This is a genomic window from Nonomuraea sp. 10N515B, from assembly GCF_052245915.1.
Taxonomy (GTDB): Bacteria; Actinomycetota; Actinomycetes; order Streptosporangiales; family Streptosporangiaceae; genus Nonomuraea.
In genome coordinates this window covers 51,960-78,264 of the sequence record NZ_JBQQBQ010000011.1, presented here as the reverse complement: position 1 = coordinate 78,264, position 26,305 = coordinate 51,960, and the positions used below count along the sequence as shown (strand labels likewise).

General features: G+C 69.4%; 24 protein-coding genes. 9 read left to right on the top strand and 15 right to left on the bottom strand.

The features are described from left to right. Nucleotides 1–61 precede the first annotated feature (61 nt). Nucleotides 62–1,690: an FAD-dependent oxidoreductase gene (locus ACTWQA_RS18450; RefSeq protein WP_443160419.1), complete on the top strand. Its 1,629-nt coding sequence runs from the start codon at nucleotides 62–64 to the stop codon at nucleotides 1,688–1,690. On the opposite strand, the gene ACTWQA_RS18445 is transcribed toward ACTWQA_RS18450, so the two are convergent. The 9 genes from ACTWQA_RS18445 to ACTWQA_RS18405 all read right to left on the bottom strand — a co-directional run bounded on the left by ACTWQA_RS18445 (nucleotide 1,675) and on the right by ACTWQA_RS18405 (nucleotide 13,250). Continuing rightward, a complete protein-coding gene (locus ACTWQA_RS18445) occupies nucleotides 1,675–3,123 on the bottom strand; it encodes an ATP-binding protein (protein WP_443160418.1) in 1,449 nt (482 codons plus the stop codon). The two genes, ACTWQA_RS18450 and ACTWQA_RS18445, sit on opposite strands and share 16 nt — an antisense overlap. Continuing rightward, nucleotides 3,102–4,178, bottom strand: a complete 1,077-nt coding sequence (locus tag ACTWQA_RS18440) for an IS701 family transposase (protein ID WP_443160417.1) — start codon at nucleotides 4,176–4,178, stop codon at nucleotides 3,102–3,104. The genes ACTWQA_RS18445 and ACTWQA_RS18440 overlap by 22 nt, the downstream gene beginning before the upstream one ends. A 103-nt stretch (nucleotides 4,179–4,281) precedes the next feature. Next, nucleotides 4,282–5,874, bottom strand: a complete 1,593-nt coding sequence (locus ACTWQA_RS18435; RefSeq protein ID WP_443160416.1) for a GMC family oxidoreductase — start codon at nucleotides 5,872–5,874, stop codon at nucleotides 4,282–4,284. A 13-nt stretch (nucleotides 5,875–5,887) separates the two neighbouring features. Further along, nucleotides 5,888–7,381: a GMC family oxidoreductase gene (locus ACTWQA_RS18430; protein ID WP_443160415.1), complete on the bottom strand. Its 1,494-nt coding sequence runs from the start codon at nucleotides 7,379–7,381 to the stop codon at nucleotides 5,888–5,890. Beyond that, entirely contained in the window at nucleotides 7,381–8,073 is a 693-nt protein-coding gene (locus tag ACTWQA_RS18425; RefSeq protein WP_443160414.1) for an EthD domain-containing protein, read from the bottom strand. The genes ACTWQA_RS18430 and ACTWQA_RS18425 overlap by 1 nt, the downstream gene beginning before the upstream one ends. Before the next feature lie 120 nt (nucleotides 8,074–8,193). Then, nucleotides 8,194–9,813 carry an FAD-binding oxidoreductase gene (locus ACTWQA_RS18420; protein WP_443160413.1) on the bottom strand — a complete coding sequence of 540 codons (1,620 nt, stop codon included), beginning with the start codon at nucleotides 9,811–9,813 and terminating at the stop codon, nucleotides 8,194–8,196. A 13-nt stretch (nucleotides 9,814–9,826) separates the two neighbouring features. Beyond that, entirely contained in the window at nucleotides 9,827–11,122 is a 1,296-nt protein-coding gene (locus tag ACTWQA_RS18415; RefSeq protein ID WP_443160412.1) for a Dyp-type peroxidase, read from the bottom strand. A gap of 166 nt (nucleotides 11,123–11,288) precedes the next feature. Further along, nucleotides 11,289–12,656, bottom strand: a complete 1,368-nt coding sequence (locus ACTWQA_RS18410) for an ATP-binding protein (RefSeq protein WP_443160411.1) — start codon at nucleotides 12,654–12,656, stop codon at nucleotides 11,289–11,291. 192 nt (nucleotides 12,657–12,848) lie between these two features. Beyond that, complete coding sequence (locus tag ACTWQA_RS18405; RefSeq protein WP_443160410.1) at nucleotides 12,849–13,250, bottom strand: winged helix-turn-helix transcriptional regulator; 402 nt, start codon at nucleotides 13,248–13,250, stop codon at nucleotides 12,849–12,851. Between the two features lie 93 nt (nucleotides 13,251–13,343). On the opposite strand from ACTWQA_RS18405, the gene ACTWQA_RS18400 reads away from it, so the two are divergent. Then, nucleotides 13,344–13,970 (top strand): alpha/beta fold hydrolase, encoded by a 627-nt coding sequence (locus ACTWQA_RS18400; protein WP_443160409.1) that lies wholly within the window; start codon nucleotides 13,344–13,346, stop codon nucleotides 13,968–13,970. A gap of 372 nt (nucleotides 13,971–14,342) precedes the next feature. Here ACTWQA_RS18400 and ACTWQA_RS18395 read toward each other — a convergent pair whose 3' ends face one another. Both ACTWQA_RS18395 and nadA read right to left on the bottom strand, forming a co-directional pair. Further along, nucleotides 14,343–15,002 carry a rhomboid family intramembrane serine protease gene (locus ACTWQA_RS18395; protein WP_443160408.1) on the bottom strand — a complete coding sequence of 220 codons (660 nt, stop codon included), beginning with the start codon at nucleotides 15,000–15,002 and terminating at the stop codon, nucleotides 14,343–14,345. A gap of 235 nt (nucleotides 15,003–15,237) precedes the next feature. Further along, a complete protein-coding gene (nadA, locus tag ACTWQA_RS18390) occupies nucleotides 15,238–16,395 on the bottom strand; it encodes a quinolinate synthase NadA (protein ID WP_443160407.1) in 1,158 nt (385 codons plus the stop codon). A gap of 168 nt (nucleotides 16,396–16,563) precedes the next feature. Here nadA and erpA point away from each other — a divergent pair, with 168 nt between their 5' ends. Continuing rightward, nucleotides 16,564–16,917, top strand: coding sequence for an iron-sulfur cluster insertion protein ErpA (gene erpA, locus ACTWQA_RS18385; RefSeq protein WP_443160406.1), 354 nt, complete (start codon nucleotides 16,564–16,566; stop codon nucleotides 16,915–16,917). A gap of 116 nt (nucleotides 16,918–17,033) precedes the next feature. Further along, nucleotides 17,034–18,020, top strand: a complete 987-nt coding sequence (locus ACTWQA_RS18380; RefSeq protein ID WP_443160405.1) for a carbohydrate kinase family protein — start codon at nucleotides 17,034–17,036, stop codon at nucleotides 18,018–18,020. A 119-nt stretch (nucleotides 18,021–18,139) separates the two neighbouring features. Here ACTWQA_RS18380 and ACTWQA_RS18375 read toward each other — a convergent pair whose 3' ends face one another. Both ACTWQA_RS18375 and ACTWQA_RS18370 read right to left on the bottom strand, forming a co-directional pair. Beyond that, nucleotides 18,140–18,385 carry a sulfurtransferase TusA family protein gene (locus ACTWQA_RS18375; protein WP_043638353.1) on the bottom strand — a complete coding sequence of 82 codons (246 nt, stop codon included), beginning with the start codon at nucleotides 18,383–18,385 and terminating at the stop codon, nucleotides 18,140–18,142. Then, nucleotides 18,382–19,515 (bottom strand): cysteine desulfurase family protein, encoded by a 1,134-nt coding sequence (locus tag ACTWQA_RS18370; protein ID WP_371825850.1) that lies wholly within the window; start codon nucleotides 19,513–19,515, stop codon nucleotides 18,382–18,384. The genes ACTWQA_RS18375 and ACTWQA_RS18370 overlap by 4 nt, the downstream gene beginning before the upstream one ends. Nucleotides 19,516–19,675: 160 nt before the next feature. Between ACTWQA_RS18370 and ctaC the strand changes: the two genes are divergently transcribed. From ctaC to ACTWQA_RS18350, 4 genes are all read left to right on the top strand, one after another. Continuing rightward, nucleotides 19,676–20,503 carry an aa3-type cytochrome oxidase subunit II gene (ctaC, locus tag ACTWQA_RS18365; protein ID WP_443160404.1) on the top strand — a complete coding sequence of 276 codons (828 nt, stop codon included), beginning with the start codon at nucleotides 19,676–19,678 and terminating at the stop codon, nucleotides 20,501–20,503. Next, nucleotides 20,500–22,164 (top strand): aa3-type cytochrome oxidase subunit I, encoded by a 1,665-nt coding sequence (gene ctaD / locus ACTWQA_RS18360; RefSeq protein WP_443160403.1) that lies wholly within the window; start codon nucleotides 20,500–20,502, stop codon nucleotides 22,162–22,164. Before ctaC ends, ctaD begins: the two co-directional genes overlap by 4 nt. Further along, nucleotides 22,164–22,577, top strand: coding sequence for a cytochrome c oxidase subunit 4 (locus ACTWQA_RS18355; protein ID WP_443160402.1), 414 nt, complete (start codon nucleotides 22,164–22,166; stop codon nucleotides 22,575–22,577). Before ctaD ends, ACTWQA_RS18355 begins: the two co-directional genes overlap by 1 nt. Before the next feature lie 151 nt (nucleotides 22,578–22,728). Further along, nucleotides 22,729–23,922 (top strand): Ig-like domain-containing protein, encoded by a 1,194-nt coding sequence (locus ACTWQA_RS18350; RefSeq protein ID WP_443160401.1) that lies wholly within the window; start codon nucleotides 22,729–22,731, stop codon nucleotides 23,920–23,922. A gap of 64 nt (nucleotides 23,923–23,986) precedes the next feature. Here ACTWQA_RS18350 and trpD read toward each other — a convergent pair whose 3' ends face one another. Together trpD and ACTWQA_RS18340 are read right to left on the bottom strand one after the other, a co-directional pair. After that, nucleotides 23,987–25,033, bottom strand: coding sequence for an anthranilate phosphoribosyltransferase (trpD, locus tag ACTWQA_RS18345; RefSeq protein WP_305919879.1), 1,047 nt, complete (start codon nucleotides 25,031–25,033; stop codon nucleotides 23,987–23,989). A 7-nt stretch (nucleotides 25,034–25,040) separates the two neighbouring features. After that, complete coding sequence (locus ACTWQA_RS18340; RefSeq protein ID WP_127940564.1) at nucleotides 25,041–25,439, bottom strand: hypothetical protein; 399 nt, start codon at nucleotides 25,437–25,439, stop codon at nucleotides 25,041–25,043. A gap of 208 nt (nucleotides 25,440–25,647) precedes the next feature. Here ACTWQA_RS18340 and ctaE point away from each other — a divergent pair, with 208 nt between their 5' ends. Further along, nucleotides 25,648–26,304 (top strand): aa3-type cytochrome oxidase subunit III, encoded by a 657-nt coding sequence (gene ctaE, locus ACTWQA_RS18335; RefSeq protein ID WP_443160400.1) that lies wholly within the window; start codon nucleotides 25,648–25,650, stop codon nucleotides 26,302–26,304. Nucleotide 26,305 lies beyond the last annotated feature (1 nt).

The following is a 26,305-nucleotide window of genomic DNA, read 5'->3' as shown; positions in this document are numbered from 1 at the left end:
GCCGGGGCACGGCCCCGGAAATGGCGGCAGAATGGCTGGCAGCCGATTCTGGAGGCTTGTGATGCCCGAGCAGCGCCGGCCTGTTCTGCTGGCCGTCGACGACGACGACCACGTGCTCCGCGCGGTGCGGCGCGATCTGTCGCGCGCCTACCAGGAGCGCTACCGGGTGCTCGCGTCGAGTTCGCCGATCGAGGCCCTGCACGTCCTTGACGCGCTGCGTGAGCGCGGCGAGGAGGCCGCGCTGATCCTGTCCGACCAGCGGATGCCCGAGATGACCGGGATCGAATTCCTGGTGGAGGCCGGCCGGCGCTTCCCCGCGGCCCGCCGCGTGCTGCTGACCGCCTACGCCGACACCAGTGTCGCCATCTCGGCGATCAACGAGGTGCGGCTCGACCACTACCTGGTCAAGCCGTGGGAGCCGCCGGAGGAGCGGCTCTATCCCGTGCTCGACGACCTGCTGTCGGACTGGGAGTCCGCCTACGAGCCGCCCTACCAGGGCATCCGGCTGGTCGGCCACCGGTTCGCACCGGCCACGCACCGGCTGCGCGACCTGCTCACCCGCTACCGGCTGCCGTTCAGGTTCGAGGAGGGCACGCCGGGCGACGCCGCGCTGCCCGAGGTGGTGCTGCCCGACGGGCGACGCCTGGCCCGCCCGGGGCACGGAGACGTGGTGGAGGCGCTCGGCCTGGCCATGGAGCTCAGCCACCCGCACTACGACGTGGCGATCGTCGGCGGAGGCCCGACGGGGCTGGCCGCGTCGGTCTACGCCTCCTCCGAGGGCATGACGACGTTGCTGATCGAGGCGTACGTGCCGGGCGGCCAGGCCGGCACGTCCAGCAGGATCGAAAACTACCTGGGCTTCCCCTCCGGCATCTCCGGCGTCGATCTGACCAGCCGCGCCATGGCCCAGGCACGCAGGTTCGGCGTGGACGTGCTCGCGCCCGTCGAGGCCGAGCGGCTGAGCCGGGACGGGCGGGCCTGCGTGCTGCGCCTGTCCGACGGCAAGGAGATCACCGCGGCCACCGTGCTGCTGTCCACCGGGCTTTCCTACCGCAGCCTCGACGCCGAGGGCGCGAGCCGCTTCGAGGGGGCGGGCATCTACTACGGCGCGGCGCTGACGGAGACCGAGTCCTGCGCCGGGCGGCACGTGTGGATCGTCGGCGGCGCCAACTCCGCGGGCCAGGCGGCACTGCACTTCGCCCGCCACGCCAGCCACGTCACCATGGTGGTGCGCGCCGGCAGCCTGGACAGCGGCATGTCCGCCTACCTCGTGGACGAGATCGCCGCGAACGGCGACATCACGGTCATGACCACCACCCGCGTGGTCGCGGCCGACGGCTCGGACCGGCTGAAGCGCATCACGCTCTGCGACACCGCGACAGGGAGGCTGACCACGCACGACGCCGAGCACGTCTTCGTCTTCATCGGCGCCCGCCCGCGCACCGAGTGGCTGGACGGCCTGGTGCGCAGGGACAGTCGCGGGTTCCTGCTGACCGGCCCGGACCTCGGTCCGGCCACCGAGCTGCCCGCCTGGGACCTGCCGCGGCCGCCGCTGCTGCTGGAGACGAGCGTGCCCGGCGTGTTCGCGGCCGGAGACGCGCGCGCCGGCTCGATCAAGCGGCTGGCGTCGGGCGTCGGTGAGGGCGCGATGGCGGTGTCGATGATCCACCGCTATCACTCGGAGAGCTGAGACAGCGGGAGCCGGACCACGAAGCGCGTGTCGCCGGGCCGCGAGGTCACCTCCATCGAGCCGCCGTGTTGCTGCGCCACGATGTCCATGCTGACGTGCAGCCCGAGGCCGGTTCCCTTGCCCAGGTCCTTGGTGGTGAAGAAGGGCTGGAACACCATCGGCAGCACGTCGGCGGGGATGCCGGGGCCGCTGTCCCGGAACTCCACCACGGCGTGGTCGCCCTCGCGCCTGGTGCTGATCGTCAGCTCGCCCTCGCCGTCCATGGCGTCCACGGCGTTGTCGATGAGGTTGGTCCAGACCTGGTTGAGCTCGCTGGGAAAGGCCCGGAAGTCGGGCAGGCCACCGTACTCGCGGCGCACGCGGACGTTGCGCAGCTTGGGCGCCATGAGGGCGAGCGTGGCCTCCAGCCCCTCGCGGAGATCGGCCTCCCGCTCGGGGGCGCGGTCCAGGTTGGTGTAGGCGGAGGTGCGCCGTACCAGCTCCACCACCCGCTCGGCCGCCTCGGCGGCGTCACCGGCGAGCGTCCCGGCCCGCAGCGCCGGCGCCAGGTACGCCAGCGCCGCGACCAGGACGCCGGGCCGCAGCCCGGCGGCGAGCTCGTCGAGCGCGGCGCGGTCCACGCCGTGCTCGGCCAGGTCGTCGCACAGCTCGGCGAGCTCGCCGAGGCCGCGTTCGCGTAGCCAGTCCGCGACGTCGTCGGCCGCCTCCGCCTCGGCCAGCGGGTCCCGCCCGCGCCTGGCCGGCGGGCCGAGACGGACGTCCTCGCTGCGCGGATCCGGCTCAGCAGGGTCGAGCCGCTCCTGGAACCGCTCCAGGAGCAGCAGCTCGGAGTGCTCGGCGGTGCGGCCCCACTCGACCGCGGCGGCGGCCAGCCGGGGCGCGAGGCCGCGTAGCTCACGCGTGGCCCGCACCGCGGCCGCGGCGGGGTTGTTCAGCTCGTGGGCCAGGCCCGCCGCCAGCATGCCCAGCCCTTCTAGCATGCGGCTGCGGCCGGCCTGACGCTCCATGGCGTTGATGCGCCCGGCCAGCACGGGCAGCAGCATCCGGCAGACCTGCGGACAGCGCTCCAGCATGTCGAAGAACGCGCCCTTGCCGTAGACCACCACCCGCGCGTGCCCCACGGCCAGCGCGGTGGCCAGGTACTCGTCGCTGGTGAGCAGCGGCAGCTCGCCGATGAACTCGTGCTCCAGCGTGTCGCCGACGTGCCGGGCGAGCACCTGCTCGCGGCCGCCGACCAGCTTGGAGACCACGATCTCGCCGTCCAGCAGGACGAAGAAGGCGTCCGCCGGCGCGCCCTCGACGAAGAGCACCTCACCGTCGGAGAGGTCCTTGACCGTCCCCGTGCGCGCGAGCCAGTCGAGCTGCTCCCGGGACAACCCGGCGAACAGCTCGACGCCGGCGAGCCGGTCGCTCAGCCATGCGGGCGCAGGCACAGGTCCTCCGCCTCCTGTCCGGCCAGGCCGCGCAGCAGCCGGTAGCCGTGGGCCACCGACACCAGCGTGACGTGGTGATGCCACCCCCGATAGGAGCGGCCTTCGAAGTGCTGCAGACCCGACTCTGCGGCGACCGTGTTCATCGCGGACGCCGCCCTGTTGCGCATCCTGACCAGTCCGGCCAGGTCTGGGACCCGGTTGCGGCCGAGATCGGTGAGCCACATCGTCCGGGTGCCCGATCGGGGACGCCAGTGCTGGCCCGGCCCGTGCGGGCGCGGGCCCGCCTGCGCCGGCACCACGTGCAGCCGCGGTCTGGCCGGCTCCGGCACCGGGCGCGCTGGCAGGCCAGGCCCGGCGGCCGGCATGGTGCCGGGCGAGACCCGTACGAGATAGGGCAGTCCGCGCTCGGCGAGCCCGGCGATCAGGAGCTCCACGCCGGGCATCGCCCTGCCGTCCACCACGATGGGCGCGGGCGGCAGCCCCCAGTCGAGCACCATCTCGTCGACGGCCTGGAGCAGGTGGCGCCAGTGCGGCCTGCTGCGCTCGTGCTCCGGAAGCCGGGTCCGGCTCCGCAGACCGGCGTCGTCGTCCCACGAGCGGGGGAGCAGCAGCCGCCAGTTCACGGGGCAGCCGCCCTCGTCTCCCACCATCACGACGGCCAGGCCGAGCTGGCAGTTCATGAGCCGCCCGGCGGAGGGGACGAACTGCCGCGCCACGCCCACCGACTTCGAGCCGTTCTTCGGGAAGACCACCTCTTCCAGCACCCAAGCCTTCGGGCGGATCGCCTCGACGAGGGACTGGGCCAGGCGCTGCCGCACCGGCGCCCAGTCCCACGGACTCTGGTTGATGAACTGTTGCAGGCACTGGTCGACGGGCTGCCCCACCACCTGGGTGGAGATCCGGCGGATCGACTTGCGGCCGGGGACCGAGATCAGTCCCTGGACGTAGACCTCGCCCCATCGGCGCTGGTCGGAGCGGAGGAAGGATGAGAATAGATCGTCACAGAAAGGAGAGAGCCAAATCTCCCGTGCATCCAAATCTGCGTAGATGGCCATATGACCAACCCCTAGAAAATCGGAACGTCCCCCTTTCCCTAATTATGGAAATGCATCTGATGAGATGAACAGGAGCAGTTTATGCTGGCACTCTCAGTACTATTTATGAGGACGGGCCGGCCGCGCCCGTGACGAAGTCGGCCGCACGCTCGCCGATCATCACGACCGTGGTGTGCGGATGCGCGCTGACCAGGGAGGGCATGACCGAGGCGTCGGCCACGCGCAGCCCCTCGACGCCGCGCACGCGCAGCCTGGGGTCGACCACGGCCGCGTCGTCCGTGCCCATCCGGCAGGAGCCGGCGAAGTGGTAGTACGACCCGGTGTTGGCCTTCACCCAGCCGCGCAGCTCGTCGCGGGTGGTCACGTCCGGCCCCGGCGCCACCTCGGACAGCCCCCAGGCGTCGGCGAACGCCTTGGTGCGGTAGAGCTCCCTGGCGATCTCCACGACCGTGACCGTGCGCTCCAGGTCGTACGGGTCGCCGTAGTAGTTGGCGTTGATCCTCGGATAGGCGGTGGGGTCGGTCCCCGCCAGGCGTACCCATCCTCGTGAGACCGGTCCGATGAGGCCGGACAGGCTCAGGATCACGTGCGGGTCCACCAGCTCACGCACCGGTGCGACCGGCTGGCCGGTCTGCACGCGGCGGATGACGTTGGCGAAGAACTTCTCGCCGAACGGGGCCCGGTGCACCAGCGCGATCTCCAGGTCGGGCACCTGCAGCCCCTCCTGCGACCCGCAGAACAACGCGACCTCGGTCACCTGGCCGCGCGGGTCGTCGCCGGGCTTGGCCATGTAGCCGATCGGCCCGATGACCAGCGGGTGGTCGTGGAAGTTCGCCCCGACGCCGGGCAGGTCGGCCACGACGGGGATGCCCAGGCCGGCCAGATCGCCGGCCGGCCCCAGACCGGACAGCAGCAGGAGCTTGGGCGACTGGATCGCGCCCGCGCACACCACGACCTCGGCCTCGGCCCGCGCCGTGCGGGTGGCGCCGTCGCGCACGAACTCCACACCGACGCAGCGCGTCCCCTCGAACAACAGCCGGGTGGCCATGGCGGCGGTCAGCACGGTGAGGTTCGGCCGGCCGAGCGCGGGATCGAGATAGGCCTCGCGGGCGCCCCAGCGCCGCCCGTCCTTGATGTTCACGTGATGCCAGCCGGCGCCGGACAGGCCCGCGTTGAAGTCGTCCAGGCGCGGGTAACCGAGTTCGGCGCAGGCCTCGATGAACGTCTGCGAGACCGGGTTGCCCGTCTCGGCCGCGTCGGCCACGGTCATCGGGCCGCCCTTGCCGGCCAGCGGGTTGTGCCCGTCCCGCTGGTCCTCCAGTCGTTGCAGGTAGGGCAGCACGTCGTCGAAGGACCAGCCGGGACAGCCCTCGCGGGCCCAGCCGTCGTAGTCCTGCGGGCGGCCTCTGGTGTGCATCATGTGGTAGATGTTCGAGGTGCCGCCCAGGCCCCGGCCGGCGGCCGAGTAGACGCGCGTGCCGTCCAGGCCCGGCTGCGGCTCGCTCATGTACGCCCAGTCCAGGTCGGTCAGCAGGACCTCGTTCCACCGCCACGGCGTCGTGACAGCGTCGGTCACGGGCGCGTCGCCGGCCTCCAGAAGGAGCACGGAGGCGCCGGGATCCTCGCTGAGCCGGGCCGCGAGCACCGATCCTGCCGCGCCCGCGCCGATGACGATATACCTGTAGCTGTCTGCCACGATGGGCTTCCCTTCAGGTGAGCAGGTCGGCCGCGCGCTCACCGATCATGATGCTGGCGGCGGCGGTGTTGCCCGCGGGGATGGACGGCATGATCGAGGCGTCGGCCACCCGCAGCCGGTCGATGCCGTTCACGCGCAGCGCCGGATCGACCACGGCCAGCGGGTCGCGCCCCATCCGGCAGGTGCCCACCGGATGCCACACGGTGGTCGCGGTGGAGCGGACGTAGGAGGCCAGGTCGGCCTCGCGCCCCGGTGCGCTCTCGCGGTCGTGGAAGGAGCCCAGCGCGCCGGTGTGCGCGAGCTCCCTGCACAGCTCGATCCCGCGCACCAGCGCCGCCAGATCGGCCTGCTCCCCCAGGTAGCGGGGATCGACCAGGGGCGGGTCCGCCGGGTCGCTCGAGCGAAGGGCCAGCGTTCCCCTGCTGCGCGGCCGGGCGAGCACCGGGGCGAAGGTGAAGACCGGGCCGTCCACGCGGTACTCGTCGGCCACGAACTGCACCGGCCCGAACAGCAGCTGCAGGTCGGTGTCCTCCGGCGGGAACATCCCCACCTCGGCCAGGAGCTCCGGCAGCGGCAGCTCGGACCGCGCGCGGTAGGCCACGCCGAGGATGACGTGGTCGTGCAGGTTGGCGCCGACGCCGGGCAGGTCGGCGACGACCGGGATCGCGTGCTCGCGCAGAGCGGCGGCCGGGCCGATGCCGGACAGCTGCAGCAGCTTGGGCGTGGCCAGCGCGCCGCAGGAGACGATCACCTCGGTGCTCGCCTCGGCGCGGTGGACGGCGCCGTCGCGCACGTACGCGACGCCCGTCGCCGTCGTGCCGTCCATCAGCACGCGGGTGGCCGTCGCGCCGGTCACGACGGTGAGCCGGGGATGACCGCGCAGGGGGTCGAGGTACGCGGACGCGGTGCTGGACCGCTGGTCGTCCTTGGTGCGGAAGGACTGGTAGGCGAACGCGCCCTCCTGCGCGGCGCCGTTGTAGTCCCAGTCCTCGCCGCCGGGGAAGCCCAGCTCGCGGGCCGCCTCGAGGAAGGCGCGCGACACCTCCGACATCGCCGACAGGCGGGCGACCTTGAGCGGGCCGCCCGCCCCGTGGTACGTCCCCGCGCCGTCCTCGTAGTCCTCGGCCCGCTTGAAGCACGGCAGCACCTGCTCGTACGCCCAGCCCTCGTTGCCCGGGGCGGCCCAGCCGTCGTAGTCGCGGCGGTTGCCCCGGACGTAGAGCATGGCGTTGACCGAGCTGCCGCCGCCCAGCACCTTGCCCTGCGGCAGCGGGATCGTCCGCCCGTTCAGCCCGGCCTGCGGGGCCGTGACGTGCGGCCAGGTGACGGCCGGGTCCTGCCACAGCGAGGCCATGCCCGGGATGCCGGTCTGGCGGATCGCGGGGAGGTCGGCCTCGCCGCCGGCCTCCAGCAGGAGCACGCGTGCCGTGGTGCGCTCGACCAGCCGGGCGGCGACCACCGCGCCGGCCGCGCCGCCGCCCACGACGACGTAGTCGTGGCCGGACATCAGCGGCTCTCCGGTCCGATGACCCAGTGTTCGGTGACGACCAGCCGGTGCAGGTACCGCGGCTCGGCCAGCTCCTCCATGTGGGCCTTGACCTTGGCGAACTCCGGTGAGGCGAGCGCCGCGGCCAGTGCGTCCCGGCCGTCGAACCACAGCAGGTGGGCGGCGTCGAGCACGGCCTCCCCGATGGCGTAGGCGCCGTCCTTGACGTGGCACTGCAAGTAGCGGCGCAGACCCGGCACCTGCGCGACGAGCTCGGCGTGGGCGCCGAGGCTCGCGCTGCGGAAGTCCGGCAGGGGCAGCCCTTCCTTCCGCTTGGCCAGCACGATGAGCTTCACGCCCCCCTCGGGCGCGAGCTCGGGCGCCGCGACCAGCTCGTGCGCGTCCGTGTCGAGCACGACCGTGCGCCAGAACGCCGCCCAGCGCGGCTCGTCCATCCGGGCGCCGTCCAGGAACTCGGGCGTCTGCAGCGACTCCAGCTGCTCCTTCTCATCACGCAGCCAGATCTCCGCGACGCCGCTCCACAGCGGCTCGCCCTCGTCGGGCCAGAACGGGATCCTGGTGTCGATGAGGTACTTCCTGATCTGCGGGATCTTGCTGGCGTACCTGACGGCGTGCACGTTCAGCCAGTACTGCTGGAATTCCTCCTCCGTCATGCCCGGCTTGGGCGCGGCGAAGATGAGTTGATGGATCACGGTGTTCTCCTCCGTCACTCGGTGTGTTCGACGCTAAGAACGGGGGCCCGCGGCGAGAAGGGAGCACGGCGGCGTCGCGGTGACAAAGTCAAGTAGGGGGCGGCACTTGGCCAGGTGCCCCTACGGCAGGGAGACGGACTGGGCGTGCCGGAAGACCTCGCGCGGGTCGTACGCCGCCTTGACGCGCTGGAGCCGGGGGTAGTTGCCCTTGTAGTACAGGGTGTGCCAGGGCACGCCCGACCGGTTGAACGCGGGGTCGGTGATGTCGGGGTCCGGATTGTTGACGTAGCAGCCGTCGGCCTGGTCACCGGGCACCGGGTAGCCGCCGGTGGCCGACCACACCGAGGCGTACAGGTCGCGGAGCCAGCCGATGTTGGCGGCGTCGGCGGCCGGATCCTGCCACTGGGTCTCGAACAGCGTCCAGAACGCGGCGTCGCGGTGGGCGAGCGCGGTCCGGGCGGGTGGGACGGCGTTGATCGCGCCGCCGCTGAACCCGGCCAGCGTCACCGCGGCGGCCGGGTTGGCGAAGTCCGTGCGGGTGAGCGCGTCGTACATCGCGCCCGCCTGCTCGGCCGTGTACGAGCGGCGCAGGTATGCCGACTTGGACGAGCCGCGCAGGGTCGGGTTGATGAAGGACGGGATGCTGGCCGCGATCAGTTTGACCGCGCGCAGCCACGGGAGCCTCTGCGGCGGCTGGGCGGCCACTACCGCGTCGACGCCGAGTCCGGCGGTCAGGGCGCGGAGGTAGTCGTCGAGGAGCCCGCTCGCGCCGGAGGCGGTGGCGTCCACCTGGGTCAGCAGGAAGACGTTCCCGCTGGAGCGGTGCGCCAGCGAGGCCACGCCGGACAGGATCCTGGCCGGCGACGTGGGGGCCGCGTGCTGCTCGTACCAGGCGCCCCAGTTGGTGACCAGCGTGGCGAACTTCGCCCGGTCCAGCGTGCTCCACGGGATGCCGACGGCGCTGAGCAGCACGTCCTTGGGCGGGTTGACGAGCAGGCGGCCCGGATCGGCGCCGCTCGTGCCCGGGGTGCGGAACCAGAACCGGGTGACGACGCCGAAGTTGCCGCCGCCACCGCCGGCACAGGCCCACCACAGGTCGTGGTGGGGGTCGGCCGGGTCCCTCGAGGCGAGCACGGCCCGCGCCCTGCCCGCGCGGTCCACGACCACGACCTCGACCGCCGCCAGATGGTCGATCACGGCCCCGAACTGCCTGGACAGGAAGCCGTAGCCGCCGCCGGTGGCGTGGCCGCCGATGCCGACCGTCGGGCACATGCCGCCGGGGATGGTCACGCCCCACTTCTTGTACAGCGTGTCGTAGACGCCCGACAGCCGGGCGCCGCCCTCGACCGCGAACGCGTTGCGCTGCGTGTCGAAGTACACCTCGTCCAGCCCGGACAGGTCGATGACGACGTCCACGTCGGCGTTGAAGACGAACGGGGCCAGGCAATGGCCGCCGGAGACCACCGAGATGCGCTTGCCCGCGTCCACCGCCTCCTGGACCGCGGCGACGACCTGGGCGGTCGAGCTGACCACCCGGACGTAGTCGGGGGAGCCGACCCAGCGCTGGTTGTAGCCGACGGTCAGCTCCTGGTAGCGGGGATCGCTGGGGTAGACGGTGACGGGGCCGGCGACCGGCCCAGTGATCGACGCCGCGGCATGGGCGGAGGAGGCGGGCACCGCCGCCGCCCCCGCGACGAGCGCGGCGCCGCCCAGTAATCCTCGCCTTGACGGACCGTTCATGATCGTTTCCTTTCTAGGATTCGACGAGGCGCTGGCCCAGATAGCCGCCGGAGCCGGGTGCTCCGGGCAGCGCGTAGTAGAAGCCGCCGCCCTCCGGCCGGGTGAACGCCTCCATCGGCTCGCCCTTCAGCCGCTCCTGGGCCTGCAGGAAGTTGGCCAGCCTGCGCTGGTAGCTGACGAACACCAGCCCCTGGTCGAGCAGGGCGTCGGCGTCGAGCCCGCGCGCGTAGTTGAAGCCCTTGCGCAGCATGCCCTTGTCGGGTCCGGCGGTGCGCGGGTTGGCCAGCCGGATGTGGGAGTCGAGCGGGGTTCGCTCGCCGCCGGGGTCTTCGGCGTACCTCGGCACATCGGTCTCCTTCTCGCCGTCCAGCGGCGCTCCCGACAGCTTGCGCCGCCCCATGACCCGTTCCTGGGCGTCGAGCGAGGTGCGGTCCCATTGCTCCACGAGGAGCCTGATCAGCCGGACGGCGACGTACGTGCCGCCCACGGCCCACTCCGGCTCGCCGTCGCCGGCCCCCACCCACACCACCTGATCCATCAGCGCCGGGTCGGCCGCGTCGGGGTTGCCCGTGCCGTCCTTGAAGCCGAGCAGGTTCCGGTTGCCCGTGGCGCCGGCCGTGGCGACCGGATCCGGCCGGGCGAATCCGTCCTGCGACCAGGCGGGCACGAGCGACCCGCCGGCCGCCCGCGTGAGCCGGCGCAGGGCGTGCACGCACACGTCCGGATGATCGGCCTGGATCAGCACCAGCAGGTCCCCGTGAGTACGGGCGGGATCGAGCCGGTCGTTGGCCAGCACGCCCATCGGCACCAGCTCGGCGGGCCGGCGATCGGCCAGACCGTACCGCTCGTCGAACAGGGAGGCGCCGACGCTGAGCGTGACCAGCACCGGCTGCCTGCCCTGGCCGAGCAGGATCGCGCTGTCGGCGGGCGGTTGCCCGGCGGGGACGGCCTGGGGCTGGCGACCGGCCATCAGCGCGTCCATCTCGGCCGACAGCCTGCGTAACGTGCCGGCCAGCGCACGGCGGTCGCGATCGCGGCAGTGAAAGGCCGCCACCAGGCAGGCCAGGGCCGGTCCGGTGAGGATCCCCGGCTGGTGGGCCGCCTTGAACGAGGCCGGCACGACCTGGCCGTTCCCGGGCGCGAGCGGGGCGGCGCCGTGCCGGGGCGACTCGCCGTCCGTGGCCGCCACCAGCCCCGCGCCGCCGGCCGCGCCCGCGGCCAGCCCCGCCCCCACACCCAGGAACGACCGCCGCGAAGGACCGCGCCCCCACTCGCCGTTCGCCCCTTCCGTACGGTTCTGAGGAGACATGTCGTATCCACTCCAGGTGATCGTCAGAACACCCTCATGGTGTCCCGGCCCCGGCGCGGACGGCGACGAAAAGAGCCGGACCCCGTTACCTCCGCGCGGCCGCCTCACGAAGAGCGCGTCCGACCTCACGAAGTACCGCCGCCGCGATCGAGCCCGCGCGTCCCTCCTAGCGGTCCCACAGGGCGCTGATCGGCAGCGCGGTCAGCCGGTCGCCGAAGGCGAGTGAGCGCTTCCCGGTGTAGAGCACGAATCCGTGGACGAATTGATCGCCGAGAGCGTCCCTGAGGGTCGTCAAGCCCTTGAAGTCCTTGAGGTCCACGGCATCGGTGGATTTGGCCTCCACGCCGACCACCCGGCCGTTGGTCCGCTCGATCACCAGGTCGACCTCGGCACCCTGACTGATACGCCAGTGAAAAAGATTCATCCGGTACGGTGCCCATGTCGCTTGCTTGGCCAGCTCATTGGCGATGAAGGTCTCCACGAGCGCCCCACGGGCGGGCGCCACGCGTGCTGACAACCCTTCGGCGTCCACCGACAGCAAGTGTGCGGCCAGCCCGGTGTCGGTGATGTGCACCTTGGGACGCCGTACGGCCCTGGCGTTGAGATTGCGCGACCAGGCAGGCAGCGACTGCACGAGGAAAACGGTTTCCAGCAGGCCGAGGTAGCGACTGATCGTGGTGCGGTGGAGCCCGAGATCGCCGGCGGTCTTGACGACGTTGAGCTCCTGAGCGGTGGAGGCCGCGACAAGTCTCAAAAGGTGCCGGAGGTTGCTGGGCTCATCGATCTTCGCCATCTCTCGAATGTCGGTGTCGATGATGGACTGCACGTAGGCCCTGTACCACTCGCCGCGGGCGAGCTCCGACCGCATCGCCATGACTTCGGGGTAGAAGCCCCGGGCGATGAGATCGAAGTAGTCCTCCCTGTCGCACGAACTCGGTGTCGTCGTCCTGAAGGACTCCGGCTCATGGAATGCTCTCTCGAGAAAGGATGTGCTGCCGCCCGAGAGCTCTTGTTGCGCGAAGGGCCAGACCTCAATGATGCTCGCACGTCCGGCCAGAGATTCGCTCAGCGACGGAGTCGCAAGAAACCTGGTCGAGCCTGCGAGCACGAACTGCCCGCGTTCCGCCGAGCGGTCCACGGCCGATTTGATAGCGAGCACAAGGTCGTCACCGCCACGTTGGATCTCGTCGATCATCATCGGCTTGGGCCCGTCGGCTACGAACACCTCCGGATCGGCATGCGCGGCGGCGCGTAGCGTGCCATCGTCCAATGTCAGGTACGTGCCGCCACGACAGGCCTCAAGTTGCCGCAGGAGTGTGGTCTTCCCGGACTGGCGAGGCCCGTTGATGATCACCACTCTGAAGGCCGCCAGGAACTCGACCGCATGATCGACGATGTGTCTTGGCACCAGCTCCACGAGCACCCCCATCTGTAGAACCGACATTCTACGGACGGAGCACCGACATTTCACGGCTCTCGTAACCGACATAGTTGAGCCATTGGACCGACATTCTGCGGAAGGGTGAGCCGACATACTGCCGAAGACACCAGTCCAGGCGCTGGAGAGTGGATCGACGGAGCGAGTGCACCACGGTGGGCGCTGGCCCGCGTGTCCCGTGTGGTCCTTCCACAGGCCGGCCACGTGCCCTGGGCCGATGACCGGACGGCTTCCGTACGGCGGTGAGCGCGTTCCTGACAGACCGGCTGTGATGGGCGTGCGGCCCGCTCACTGACGGTTGTCGTACTCCCGGCGGGCCGCCGTGATGACCGGCGCGGCACGGCGGGCCCAGGCCGTGAGCGCCTCCAACGGCTCGCGGATGTCCTCGATCAACGGCGTGGTGGCGTACTCGACGCGCGGCGGCGAGTCCGGATAGACGGTGCGCGTGACGAGGCCGTTGCGTTCCAGGTCGCGCAGGCTCACCGTCAGCATGCGGCGGCTGATCCCCGGGATGGCCCGCTCCAGCTGGGTGAACCTGCGCGGGCCGTCGCCCAGTTCCACCAGCACCTGGGCACTCCACTTGCCGCCGATCAAGGCCAGCACCTCAGGCAAGGGACATTCGTCGTCGGGACCGCCCGCCTCGCTCCCGGCCGCGAGCTGGTCCGTTACCCCGGTGTTCCGTTGCGACAAGAAAGTGCCTCCTTCCGGCCCGTCCGATCATGCTCCACGATGGGTCCCGTTACAAGTCGTAACGTTCCTGCGTACAAGCCATTTGGAGGACGTGTGCCCCTCGCACGCAGCAACGGTTTCAAGATCTCCTACGAGGTTTCGGGGGACGGCCCGCCGCTGGTGCTCCACCCTGGGATGTTCCAGGACGGAGCACATTGGACCCACAGCGGTTACACGTCGTCCCTGACGCCCGCCTACACGGTGATCGCCGTCGACACTCCGGGACTGGGCGCCGGCGACGCGCCGCGCGAGGTCGAGGCGTACGCGCTGGAACGGCGTGTCGCGTACGTGACGGCCGTGCTCGACGACGTGGGCGCCGACCGCGCCGCGTTCTGGGGCTACTCGCTGGGCGCAATGACCGGTTACGCGGTCGCCGCGCTCGCCCCGGACCGCCTGACCTGCCTGGTGGCCGGCGCCTGGGACCCCATCGGCGGCTTCCGCTTGGCCATCGAGCCCACACTGCGGCAATCGGCCCTGCACGCCGAGCTCGCCGCCTCCGGCGTGCCCATGATGCTGTACGCGGGCGCGGCGGATCCCTGGCACGACCCGATGCGCACCTTCGCCGACCGCACCGGTGTTGCGGCCTTCTTCTCCTTGCCCGATGCCGATCACAAGGGGGGCTGGGACAGGTCCGGGGATGTGCTTCCCCAGGTGCTGCCATTCCTGGCCGCCAACACCTGACCACGCACTATCTAGCCCCAGGACAGCAGTTGCGATGACATGCGATCATCTGCGCCATGACGTCCTTCCCTGATCGGGGCACCCGCCTGTTCGGTGCTTTCGGCTTCAGCGTCGCATGTGTGGCGGTCCTCACCGGCTACGGGCTGTTGGCTTGGAGTCTCTGGAAGTTGGAGTGGCTAACCACGGAGCTGATCAACCGAGGCGGCATCGCGGCCGTGGCTCTTCCTGCCGCTGGCATGGCTGTGGGGCGAGCGGTCTCGGCAGGGCGACCTCGTGACGTGCGAATCTTCGCAGTTGCCGCGGGCGCGGCCCTCGGTGCGGTGTGCCTGCTTGTCGGCTCTGCCGCGGCACCAGCTAGTGTCCCGCGCGCCGTCAGAGCCCGAGACCGTCCAATTCCTTCAGAAGCGTGGCCCGAGAGTTCGGGTCAGGGGACGCCGTTGTGGGCCGGGGGCGGCCGCGGTCGCGGAACAACCAGCCGCCCAGCAGACCCCCGAGGAAGCCGAACAAGTGAGCCTGCCAGCCGATGCCCTCCTGGGGCAGCAATCCGGCGAACTGATAGGCGAAGCACAGCGCCATGACCACGCCGACCACGATGTCGATGAGATGCCGGTCGAACGCGCCGCGCACCAGTACATAGCCGAAGTACCCGAAGACGACGCCGCTCGCGCCCGCGCCGACGCTCATCGGCTGAGAAGTGAACCAGGCGCCGAGGCCGCTGACCACGATGATGAGTCCCGTCACGCCGAGGAATTTGGCGACGCCCCGGTAGGCGGACAGGAAGCCGAAAATGAATAACGGCCCTGAATTGGCCTCGATGTGTTCCCAGCTCCAGTGCAGGAACGGCGATGAAACGATGTCGGGCAGGCTCGCGGGGTTCCATGCCTGTACGCCGAACTCATAGCTCAGCGCATAGCCCGATGCCCAGTTGACGATCTGCACGACCCAGATGACAGCCAGGAACCCGACCATCACCCAGAACGCCTTGCGGGCTTCGGCGATCATGATCTCGGCCGTGCGGCCTTTGGCGTCCACCTGGTTCCTCCATGGCTGTCCGCGCCTGGTATGGAGAACAAGTATCCGGGCAAAAGATCACGAATGTAGCAGCAGCGGCCGGAATTTCAGTCGACGTCTCGGCCGGTTCGATCACAGGAATTCTGTCAGTGGGCTCGGGGGAGCTGGGCGCCCCCGTGAGAGGAGCCCAGTCGCGCGTAGCGCGTCCCCTGCGGAGGTCCATGCGGTTGGGCGGGGGATATGGGGATAAATCGGCCTATGGGAGGGCGAGCATGCGGTCCAGCGCGACCTTGGCCCAGTAGGTCGTGTCCTCGTCCACCGTGATCTGGTTGACGACCTCACCCAGGACCAGCGATTCCAGGGCCCACACCAGGTGCGGCAGGTCGATCCTGTTCATCGTGGAGCAGTAGCAGACCGTCCGGTCCAGGAACGAGACGTTCTTGTCGGGGAACCTCTGGGCCAGGCGCTTGACCAGGTTGAGTTCGGTGCCGATCGCCCAGCTCGAGCCGGCGGGGGCCGCCTCCATCTTCTTGATGATGTATTCCGTCGAGCCCACGTGGTCGGCCTTGAGCACGACCTCGTGGCGGCACTCCGGATGCACGAGGACGTTCACGCCGGGGATGCGGGCGCGTACGTCGTCCACCGAGTCGGCCGTGAAGCGGCCGTGCACCGAGCAGTGGCCGCGCCACAGGATCATCCTGGCCCGCTCCAGCTGCTCCTGGGTGAGGCCGCCGTTCGGGCGGTGGGGGTTCCACACCACGCAGTCGTCCAGGGACATGCCCATTTCCAGCACCGCCGTGTTGCGGCCCAGGTGCTGGTCGGGCAGGAACAGCACCTTCTGGCCCTGCTCGAACGCCCAGTCCAGGGCCCGGCGGGCGTTGGAGGAGGTGCAGACGGCGCCGCCGTTGCGGCCGCAGAACGCCTTGATGTCGGCGCTGGAGTTCATGTATGTGACCGGGATCACCTGATCGGCCAGGCCGGCGTCCTCCAGGGCTTCCCAGCACTCCTCGACCTGGTCGAACGTGGCCATGTCGGCCATCGAGCACCCGGCCGCCATGTCCGGAAGTATCACCTTTTGGTCATTGCCGGTGAGGATGTCGGCCGACTCGGCCATGAAGTGCACGCCGCAGAAGACGATGTACTCCGCCTCCGGCCGTGCCGCGGCCTGCTGGGCGAGCTTGAACGAGTCGCCCGTCACATCGGCGAACTGGATGACCTCGTCGCGCTGGTAGTGGTGGCCGAGCACGAACAGGCGGTCGCCGAGCGCCTCCTTGGCCTTGCGGGCACGTTCCACCAGGCCGGGGTCGGAAGCGGGTGGCAGCTCGCCGGGGCAGTCGACCCCCTTCTCGCTGTGCGGATCGGCGCTCCGGCCGAGGACGAAGAGCGGCAGCCCAGTCTGGGTGGCCATGGCCATACCCCCTTATCGTCGAATTGACGATACTCATCATGACACACGGGCATCCATGGTTATTCCGGGGCCGGACGGTCGGCAGGCGGCCCGGGAATGTGTGGCATCGTCCAGGTGTTGGTAGCGTCATTGGTAGGACGTCGAAAACAGACAGCCGGGTTAGGGAGTCAGCAGATGACGGTTGAGAGCAGCGAGACCACGACGCAGGGTCTGATCCTGACTGACGCGGCCGCCGCCAAGGTCAAGAGCCTGCTGGAGCAGCAGGGTGAAGAGGGTCTGCAGCTGCGGGTCGCCGTGCAGCCGGGTGGTTGCTCCGGCCTGCGCTACCAGCTCTTCTTCGACGATCGTACGATGGACGGCGACGTCGTGACGGACTTCGGCGGCGTCAGCGTGGTCACCGACCGGATGAGCGCTCCTTACCTGATGGGCGCCAGCATCGACTTCGTCGACACCATCGAGAAGCAGGGCTTCACCATCGACAACCCGAACGCCACCGGCTCCTGCGCCTGTGGCGACTCGTTCAACTAGTCGTCGGCAACTGGTCGAAGGTCGGCAGCGAGGTCCCGTCCGCCTTTGTGCGCGCGGGACCTTCGCGTATTCTCGTGGGGCTCATTGGCCTGCTGACAACGAGGAAGAAGAATCCCGTGCGCATCGCCGTCACCGGCTCCATCGCGACAGACCACCTGATGACCTTCCCAGGAAGCTTCGGCGATCAGCTCATCGCCGAGCAGCTCGACCGGGTGTCACTCTCGTTCCTGGTCGACGATCTGCAGATTCGTCGCGGCGGGTGCGCCGCGAACATCGCATTCGGCATGGGCTGCCTCGGCCTGAAGCCGATTCTCGTGGGAGCCGTCGGCAACGACTTCGCCGACTACCGGTCCTGGCTGGAGCGCCACGGCGTGGACTGCGGCTCCGTGCACATCTCCGAGACCCAGCACACCGCGCGTTTCCTGTGCACCACTGACGAGCACCACAACCAGATCGCCTCGTTCTACACCGGCGCCATGGCCGAGGCCCGGCTCATCGAGCTGCAGCCCGTCTCCGACCGCGTCGGCGGCCTCGACCTGGTGCTCATCAGCCCCAACGACCCCGACGCGATGTTGCGGCACACCGACGAGTGCCGCCAGCGCGGCATCCCTTTCGCCGCCGACATCTCCCAGCAGCTGGCCCGCATGGAGGACGAGCAGATCCGCCAGCTCGTCGACGGCGCCGCCTATCTCTTCTCCAACGACTACGAGAAGGGGCTCATCGAGCAGAAGACCGGCTGGTCGGATGAGGAGATCCTGGGCCGGGTCGGCGTGCGGGTCACCACGCTGGGGCCCAAGGGCGCCGTCATCGACCGCAAGGGCGAGCCGTCCATCCAGGTAGCGCCCGCTCCCGAGCTGGGCAAGGCCGACCCCACGGGCGTCGGTGACGCCTTCCGGGCCGGGTTCATGTCCGGGCTGGCCTGGGCGCTGCCGCTGGAGCGGTGCGGGCAGATCGGCAACCTCACCGCCACGCACGTGCTGGAGCGGGTCGGCGGGCAGGAATACGAGCTCGGGCAGCAGGGCTTCCTCGAGCGGTTCACCGCCGCGTATGGCGTCGAGGCGGCCGCGGAGATCGCCGAGCACGTGCGCTGCTACCACCCCTGAGCCGACTCCGAGCTGCTGCCGCTTCTGAGCCGGCTCCCAAGCTGCCACCACGCTTGAGCCGGCGCCAAGAGGCGCGCTTCAGACCGCCCCGTCCTCGGCCGACGCGCCGGGGCGGGGCGTCAGTAGTTACGTCTGACGTGGATGGCCCAGCCGCCCTCCGGCAGCTCGTACGAGCCGACATGGCGATGCGACTTCAACCTGCACCACGCCGGCACGTCCGTATAGGCCGCCGGATCGTCGGCCAGCACGGCCACCACGGCGTTCAGCGGGACGTAGTTGATCTGCTCGGCGAGCATGATGATCGGAATCGGGCACTTCTTCCCGAGTGCGTCGATCGTCAAAGCCGGCTGAGTAACCTCGGTCATGCGACTCCTGCGTCCTGGCGGATGCGGCGCACCATCTCGGGCAGCACGGCGAGGAACCTGTCGACCTCCGCCGCGGAGACGCCCCTGGGCAGCGACACCCGGACATTCCCATGCGTCAGCACGCCCATCGCTTCAAGAACGTGCGATGGACGAAGCGTACTAGCGGTGCACGAACTTCCGGACGATACGGCGAATCCCGCCTTGTCCAGCTCGGTGAGCAGGGCCTCGCCGTCGACATAGAGGCACGAGAAGGTCACGATGTGCGGCGCCCGCTCCTCGGGGTCGCCGATCACCTCCACGTCCGGGACGATCTTCGGCACCGTCTCCCTGATCTTCCCGACGAGTTCGGAGATCCGCGCCTGCTCCTGTGCGGCCTCCGCGCTCATCGCGCGCAGGGCGGCCGCCGCGGCCACGATGCCGGGCACGTTCTCGAAGCCCGGCACCCGCCGCCGCTCCCGCTCGTCCTCCGGCAGGAACGAGCGGAACCGGGTGCCCTTGCGCACCACCAGCACGCCCACCCCGGCCGGGCCACCCCACTTGTGTGCGCTGGCGGTGAGCACTGCCCAGCCGGGCGGCATCGGCATCCGGCCGGCCGTCTGCGCCGCGTCCACCAGGAGCGGAACGCCGTGCGCCCGGCACGCCGCGGCCGCCTCCGCCACCGGCTGCAGGGTGCCGACCTCGTGGTTGGCCGTCTGCAGGCAGGCCAGCGCGGTGCCGGGCCGCGCCACGGCCTCGGCGAACGCGTCGAGGTCCACCCGGCCGGTCAGATCCACTCCCACCGTCTCCACCGTGCCCCCGTCGCGTTCGTGCACGCCGCCGGCGTGCAGCACGCTGGAGTGCTCGACCGCGCTCGTCACCAGATGGCGCCCGGCCCTGCGCCTGCCGTGTAGGGTGCCGAGCACGCCGAGATGCACGGCCTGCGTGCCGGAAGAGGTGAACGACACCTCGTCCGGGCGCGCGCCGAGCGCCTCGGCCACCTCCGTGCGGGCCTGCTCGAGCAGCAGATGCGCACGGCGGGCCTGGCCATAGAGTCTCGCGGGATCGGCCCAGCCGACGTCGATCGCCGCCAGCAGCGCCTCACGCGCCTGCGGGTGGAGCGGCTCGCTCGAAGCCGCGTCGAAATACGCCACGAGACTCATCGTCCCACTTGCGGGGCCATCGAGGGGTCGCGCGGTGGGGCAAGGCACCTGCACGCTAATGTGTCTGCTTGTCAGTTGTGCATTGATCAGAACAGTAATACGAGCGCCCAAGGGAAAGACTCTTGGGCTTCATCTGTGGGGTAGGCGATCCGTGAGTCCGACTCGCCGTACGACGCGGCGTTCGTTGGCCCGGCGCAGGGTGCCACGCGCCGCCGCTTTGGCGTTGCTGCTGGCCACTGCTACGGCGTGTGCTAATGACGTCCCCGAGGCCGACTGGTCTCGCGGCCTTCTTCCCGAACACATCACCGAGCAGGGTGGCCCGATCCAGACTCTGTGGAACGGGGCCTGGATCGCCGCACTCGCCACGGGCGCCGTCGTGATCGTCCTGATCGTGTGGGCGGCCATTTTCCACCGCAAGCGCAAGGCGAAGGCCGATCTCCCGCCGCAGGTCCGCTACAACCTGCCGATCGAGATGCTTTACACCTTGATTCCGCTGGTCATGGTGTCGGTGTTCTTCTTCTTCACCGCCCGCGACAGCGAATATCTCACCCGCATGTCGAACAACCCGGATGTGCGGGTCAAGGTCGAGGCCTTCCAGTGGAGCTGGCGCTTCACCACGAATGTCGGCGGCAAGACGCTGCAGCCCGTCGCCGGCCTGCCGGTGAACGACTACAGGCAGGGCCCCCAGCTCGTCCTGCCCGTGAACAAGAGGGTCGAGTTCGACCTGTCGACGGACGACGTCATCCACTCGTTCTGGGTGCCGGCGTTCCTGTTCAAGCGTGACGTGATCCCCGGCATCCCGGAGGGCAACCCGGGCCGCAAGTTCGAGATCAAGACACTTGACAAGCCGGGCGTCTACGCGGGCCGCTGCGCCGAGCTGTGCGGTGTCGACCACAGCAAGATGCTCTTCTCGGTGAAGCTCGTCAACGACACCGAGTGGAACCAGTACATCGCTACACAGGCTGGGAGTGCCCAGTGACCGCCATTCAAGAACCACTTCGCGCGCCGGTCGGGCGGCCCACCACCAAGGGCCAGGTGATCGCCAAGTGGCTGTCCTCCACCGACCACAAGATCATCGGGCACCTTTACCTGATCACGTCGTTCATCTTCTTCCTGATCGGCGGCGTCATGGCGCTGATCATGCGGGCGGAGCTGGCGCAGCCGGGGCTGCAGTTCACCAGCAACGAGCAGTTCAACCAGCTGTTCACCATGCACGGCACGATCATGCTGCTGATGTTCGCGACGCCGCTGTTCGCCGGCTTCGCCAATGAGCTGATGCCGCTGCAGATCGGCGCCCCCGACGTGGCGTTCCCGCGCCTCAACATGGTGAGCTACTGGCTCTACCTGTTCGGCAGCATCATCGCCGTCTCCGGCTTCTTCACCCCGGGCGGCGCCGCGTCATTCGGCTGGTTCGCCTACACGCCGCTGTCGAACGCGATCAACTCGCCCGGCATCGGCGGCGACCTGTGGATCATGGGCCTGGCCCTGTCCGGTCTGGGCACGATCCTCGGCTCGGTGAACTTCATCACCACGATCATCTGCATGCGCGCCCCCGGCATGACCATGTTCCGCATGCCGATCTTCACCTGGAACATCCTGCTCACCAGCATGCTCGTGCTGATGGCGTTCCCGGTGCTGGCCGCCGCGCTGCTGGCCCTGGAGGCCGACCGCAAGCTCGGCACCCACATCTTCGACCCGGGGAACGGCGGCGCGCTGCTTTGGCAGCACCTGTTCTGGTTCTTCGGCCATCCCGAGGTCTACATCATCGCGCTGCCGTTCTTCGGCATCGTGACCGAGGTGCTGCCGGTCTTCAGCCGCAAGCCGATCTTCGGCTACATCAGCCTCGTGATCGCGACGATCTCGATCGCCGGTCTGTCCATCACGGTCTGGGCGCACCACATGTTCCCGACCGGGCAGGTGTTGTTGCCGTTCTTCTCGTTCATGACGTTCCTCATCGCGGTGCCGACAGGTGTGAAGTTCTTCAACTGGGTCGGCACCATGTGGCGAGGGCATCTGAGCTTCGAGTCACCGATGTTGTTCGCGGTCGGCTTCCTCATCACCTTCCTCCTGGGCGGTCTGACGGGTGTCATCCTGGCCTCGCCGCCGCTCGACTTCCACATCAGCGACACCTACTTCGTCGTCGCCCACTTCCACTACGTGGTCTTCGGCACCGTCGTGTTCGCCATGTTCGCCGGCTTCTACTTCTGGTGGCCCAAGTTCACCGGCAGGATGCTCGACGACAAGCTGGGCAAGGTTCACTTCTGGCTGCTGTTCATCGGCTTCCACACCACGTTCCTGGTGCAGCACTGGCTCGGCATGGCGGGCTTCCCGCGCCGCTACGCCGACTACAGCGCGGCCGACGGCTTCACCGACCTCAACATGCTGTCGTCGGTGGGCGCGTTCGTCCTGGGCCTGTCCACGCTGCCGTTCCTCTACAACGTGTGGAAGACGTGGCGCAGCGCGCCCAAGGTCACAGTCGACGACCCGTGGGGTTACGGCGGCTCGCTCGAGTGGGCGACCTCCTGCCCGCCGCCGCGGCACAACTTCACCTCACTGCCGCGCATCCGGTCCGAGCGCCCCGCGTTCGACCTGCACTATCCGCACGTGTCCGCCAAGCCGGTCCAGGAGGTCGAGGCCTGATGAGGATTCAAGGGTGGCTTTTCCTCGGGTGCGGCCTGTTCTTCGCCGGCGTCGACGTCGCCTACTGGTTCTGGACCAAGGCCGAGACCGGCCAGGGCGAACCGGTCGGCACCACGGCCATGGCCATCTCGGTCGGGTTCGCGTTCATGGTGGGCTACTACCTGATGTTCACCGCGCGGCGCATCGGCCCGCAGCCGGAGGACAACAAGCAGGCCGACATCAGCGAGGGAGCCGGTGAGATCGGGTTCTTCAGCCCGAGCAGCTGGTGGCCGCTGTTCGTGTGCCTGGCGGCGGCCTTCGCCTTCGCCGGGTTCGTGTTCGGCTTCTGGATGTTCCTGATCGGGGTCTTCCTGATCCTCATGGCCATGATCGGGTTCGTGTTCCAGTACTACCGGGGCAACTTCTCGCACTGAGCGAAAGCTGAGCGAAACCGGAGCGGGTGTCCTTCCTTGGGGGAGGACGCCCGCTTTTTCAGGTTCTTTACCAGTGGTCGGATGTGGTGATTCGATCACTCAGGGTAATAAAGGAGGCAGAAGCGGTTCGATCTTGGGCGAGGGAGTCACCGTGGAGCGCGTAACGTATGGATCCGCCGGTCTGCTGGTCTTGGTGCTGGTGACCGCGTGCTCGGCGAACGACCCGGCGCCGGTCGCCATGGTCGGCGGCGCGCGGGGTCCCGCAGTGTCGTTCTCTCCTCAGGACAAGACCAAGGACGTGCCCACCGACCAGCCCGTGGTCGTGGCGGCCAACAGCGGCAAGCTCAGGAGCGTACGGGTGGACGGCGGCAAGTCCGCCCTCAAGGGCGTGCTGAGCGGTGACGGCAGCCGCTGGCGCAGCGTCGGCACCGCCCGCCCCGGCACCGCCTACACGGTCACCGCCGTCACCGAGGACGCCGCGGGCAAGCAGAGCACGACCAGCAGCACGTTCACAACGGTCAAGGGCAAAGAGACGTTCGACATCGAGACCATCACCCCGAACAAGGACGACACCGGGCTGACAGTGGGCGTCGGCATGCCCATCATGATCGCCTTCGACAAGCCGGTCACCGACCGGGTGTCCATCGAGCGCAACCTCACCGTCCGCAGCTCCAAGCCGGTGGAGGGCGCCTGGCACTGGTTCGACGACCAGCACATCGACTTCCGGCCGCAGAAGTACTGGCCCGCCCGTACCCGAGTGCAGGTGGAGGCGCGGCTGGCGGGGGTGCGCGGGGGACCGGCCATGTACGGCAAGCGCGACGTCACGGTCAACTTCAAGATCGGCCGATCGCAGATCACCAAGGGGAGCACCGACGAGCACGTGCTCACGGTCCGCCGCGACGGCAAGAAGGTCCGCACCATGCCGATGAGCGCCGGCCAGGGCGGGCAGTGGAAGTACTACACGACCTCGGGCATCCACTTGGCGATGTCGCGCGAGCCCGTCACCGTCATGACCTCCCCCGGGATCGGGCCCGGCCAGGCAGGCTACTACCGGCTGACGGTCTACAACACCGTGCGCATCTCCAACAGCGGCGAGTACGTGCACAGCGCGCCCTGGTCGGTCGGCTCGCAGGGCAACTCGAACGTCAGCCACGGATGCGTGAACATCAGCCCGGACAACGCCAAGTGGTTCATCAACAACACCCTGATCGGCGACCCGATCATCATCACCGGGTCGCCGCGGAAGCTGGAGCCCACGAACGGGTGGGGGCACTGGCAGGAGAACTGGCGGCAATGGCTGAAGTGGAGCTCGCTCAAGGCGGGCCCCACGATCAGCCTGTCGTAGCCGACCGGCACCGGCCTCAGGCGATGCCTTGAGGACCGGCAGCTCCGTGCCGGGAGCCCCGCCGTCAGGCGGGGCGCAGGGAGCGGCTGACCTCCACCCACCGGTCCAGGAGGGCCGCGGCGGCGCCGGAGTCCACGGCCTGCACCGCGCGGGCATACCCCTCGGTCATGGCGGAGTCGAGATCGTCGCCGGGGCCGTCGTAGGCCACCAGCGCGGCGGCCGCGTTGAGCAGCACCGCGTCGCGCACCGGCCCGGTCTTGCCGCGCAGCAGGTCGTGCACGGCCTGGGAGTTGAACGCCACATCGCCGCCGCGCAGCGCGCCCGCGTCGGCGCGCGGGATCCCGAGGGCCGCGGGGTCGAACGTCGTCTGCGTGGCGGTGCCGTCCTTGACCACCCACACCGTCGAGGTGCTGGAAATGGTCAGCTCGTCCAGGCCGTCGTCACCGCGGAACACCAGGGCGGACACCCCGCGCTCGGCGAAGACGCCCGCGAGCACGGGCAGCATCCTGGCGTCGAAGACGCCGATGGCCTGGGCCGCCGGGCGGGCCGGATTGGTGAGCGGGCCGAGGAAGTTGAAGATCGTGGGTACGCCGATCTCCTTGCGCGTCGGCCCGGCGAAGCGCAGCGCGGGGTGGTAGACGGGGGCGAAGCAGAACGCGATGCCGGCGTCTTGCGCCACCTGCGCCGTCTGCTCGGGCGTGAGATCGAGGCGGATGCCCAGGTGCTCCAGGACGTCGGCGGCGCCGCACGAGGAGGAGGCGGCGCGGTTGCCGTGCTTGACCACGCGCGCGCCGGTCGCGGCGACGACGATGGCCGCCATCGTCGAGACGTTGACGGTGTGGGCGCGGTCACCCCCGGTGCCGACGATGTCGACCACGCGGCCCTCCACGCTGAGCGGCGTGGCCAGGTCGAGCATGGTGCGGGCCAGGCCCACCACCTCGGACACCGTCTCACCCTTGGCGCGCAAGGCGATCACGAAGCCCGCGATCTGAGACGGCGTCGCGGAGCCGGACATGATCTCCCGCATCGCCCAGGCCGTCTCGTCTGATGTCAAATGCTCTCCGGCCAGGAGAGCGGAAAGCAGGGCAGGCCAGGTCGTCCGGGAGTCCATGGGGCACCTACTTAGCGTTGAGTCGGGTGGAGGAACGGCGGCGCATCAGGTCGGCCACCGTGTCGGCCACGACCATGGGCTCCAGCGGCTGGGACACCACGGCATCGGCCTTGGACCATTCGGCCAGCCACCGGTCGTCGCGCCGGGCGATGATCAGGCAGATGGGCGGGCAGTCATAGACCTCGTCCTTGGCCTGGCGCGAGACGCCCATGCCGCCCGCGGGCTGCGTCTCGCCGTCGAGGACGGCCACGTCGATCTCGCCCGAGCCCAGCCACTGGTGGACCTTGGGCTCGGTGGCGCACTCCACGATCTCGACGAAAGGCACGTCCGCCGCGGGCCGTCTGCCGATGGCCTGGATCACCTCGGCCCTCGTGGCGGCGTCGTCGCTGTAAACGAGAACCTTCATCGTGTCGTCGGTGCTCCCAGATGACGTCACTGTCGCGCTCACTATCGGTCGTAGCGGTAGGGTCACCCTGGATCGTACCGGTGTGCCGGGGTGCAAACCCAGGTTGCCGCCCGTTGGGGGCGTTTTGCGGCAATTATCCCAGGTTGGTGGCCGGTTTGTACCTGCTAACGGGGGGTCGTGCGCGGGACCGGCCACTGGAGCCGCAATAATGCTGCCCGTGGCGACAGCATCCGCAATAACTTCGACGACGACAGCACCGTCGTACCGCAGACCCAATCTGGTCAGCGTCGGGACGATCGTGTGGCTGTCCTCTGAGCTCATGTTCTTCGCGGCGCTGTTCGCGATGTACTTCACCATCCGGTCGGTGAGCGAGGGCAAGGGTCTCGAATGGAGCCCCGCGCTACTTCCCGCAGGCGCGCAAGCCGCTGAGGGCGTCGCTCACCTGGACATCCCGTTCGCAACGGCCAACACGATCATCCTGGTGCTGTCGAGTGTGACGTGCCAGCTCGGCGTGTGGGCCGCAGAGAAGGGGCAGGTCAGCAGGCTCCGCTTCTGGTACATCGTCAGCTTCCTCATGGGCGCGGTCTTCATCGCGGGCCAGCTGTTCGAGTACTCCAAGCTGGCGTCAGAGGGCGCGACCCTGTCCGCCAACGCCTACACCTCGGTGTTCTACCTGACGACGGGCTTCCATGGCCTGCACGTGACCGGTGGCCTGATCGCGTTCCTGTTCATGCTGGGACGCACGTACGCCGCGAAGCGCTTCACGCATGAGCAGGCCACCAGCGCGATCGTCGTGTCCTACTACTGGCACTTCGTCGACGTCGTCTGGATCGGCCTTTTCGCGACCATCTACATCATTCGTTAAG

Excerpts from the sequence above, each read along its gene's own strand:
- ACTWQA_RS18450 (WP_443160419.1), top strand. The coding sequence starts at position 62 with ATGCCCGAGCAGCGCCGGCCTGTTCTGCTGGCCGTCGACGACGACGAC.
- ACTWQA_RS18440 (WP_443160417.1), bottom strand. The coding sequence starts at position 4,178 with ATGGCCATCTACGCAGATTTGGATGCACGGGAGATTTGGCTCTCTCCT.
- ACTWQA_RS18430 (WP_443160415.1), bottom strand. The coding sequence starts at position 7,381 with ATGTCCGGCCACGACTACGTCGTCGTGGGCGGCGGCGCGGCCGGCGCG.
- ACTWQA_RS18420 (WP_443160413.1), bottom strand. The coding sequence starts at position 9,813 with ATGAACGGTCCGTCAAGGCGAGGATTACTGGGCGGCGCCGCGCTCGTC.
- ACTWQA_RS18415 (WP_443160412.1), bottom strand. The coding sequence starts at position 11,122 with ATGTCTCCTCAGAACCGTACGGAAGGGGCGAACGGCGAGTGGGGGCGC.
- ACTWQA_RS18410 (WP_443160411.1), bottom strand. The coding sequence starts at position 12,656 with ATGTCGGCTCACCCTTCCGCAGAATGTCGGTCCAATGGCTCAACTATG.
- nadA (WP_443160407.1), bottom strand. The coding sequence starts at position 16,395 with ATGGCCATGGCCACCCAGACTGGGCTGCCGCTCTTCGTCCTCGGCCGG.
- erpA (WP_443160406.1), top strand. The coding sequence starts at position 16,564 with ATGACGGTTGAGAGCAGCGAGACCACGACGCAGGGTCTGATCCTGACT.
- ACTWQA_RS18375 (WP_043638353.1), bottom strand. The coding sequence starts at position 18,385 with ATGACCGAGGTTACTCAGCCGGCTTTGACGATCGACGCACTCGGGAAG.
- ACTWQA_RS18355 (WP_443160402.1), top strand. The coding sequence starts at position 22,164 with ATGAGGATTCAAGGGTGGCTTTTCCTCGGGTGCGGCCTGTTCTTCGCC.
- trpD (WP_305919879.1), bottom strand. The coding sequence starts at position 25,033 with ATGGACTCCCGGACGACCTGGCCTGCCCTGCTTTCCGCTCTCCTGGCC.
- ACTWQA_RS18340 (WP_127940564.1), bottom strand. The coding sequence starts at position 25,439 with ATGAAGGTTCTCGTTTACAGCGACGACGCCGCCACGAGGGCCGAGGTG.
- ctaE (WP_443160400.1), top strand. The coding sequence starts at position 25,648 with ATGCTGCCCGTGGCGACAGCATCCGCAATAACTTCGACGACGACAGCA.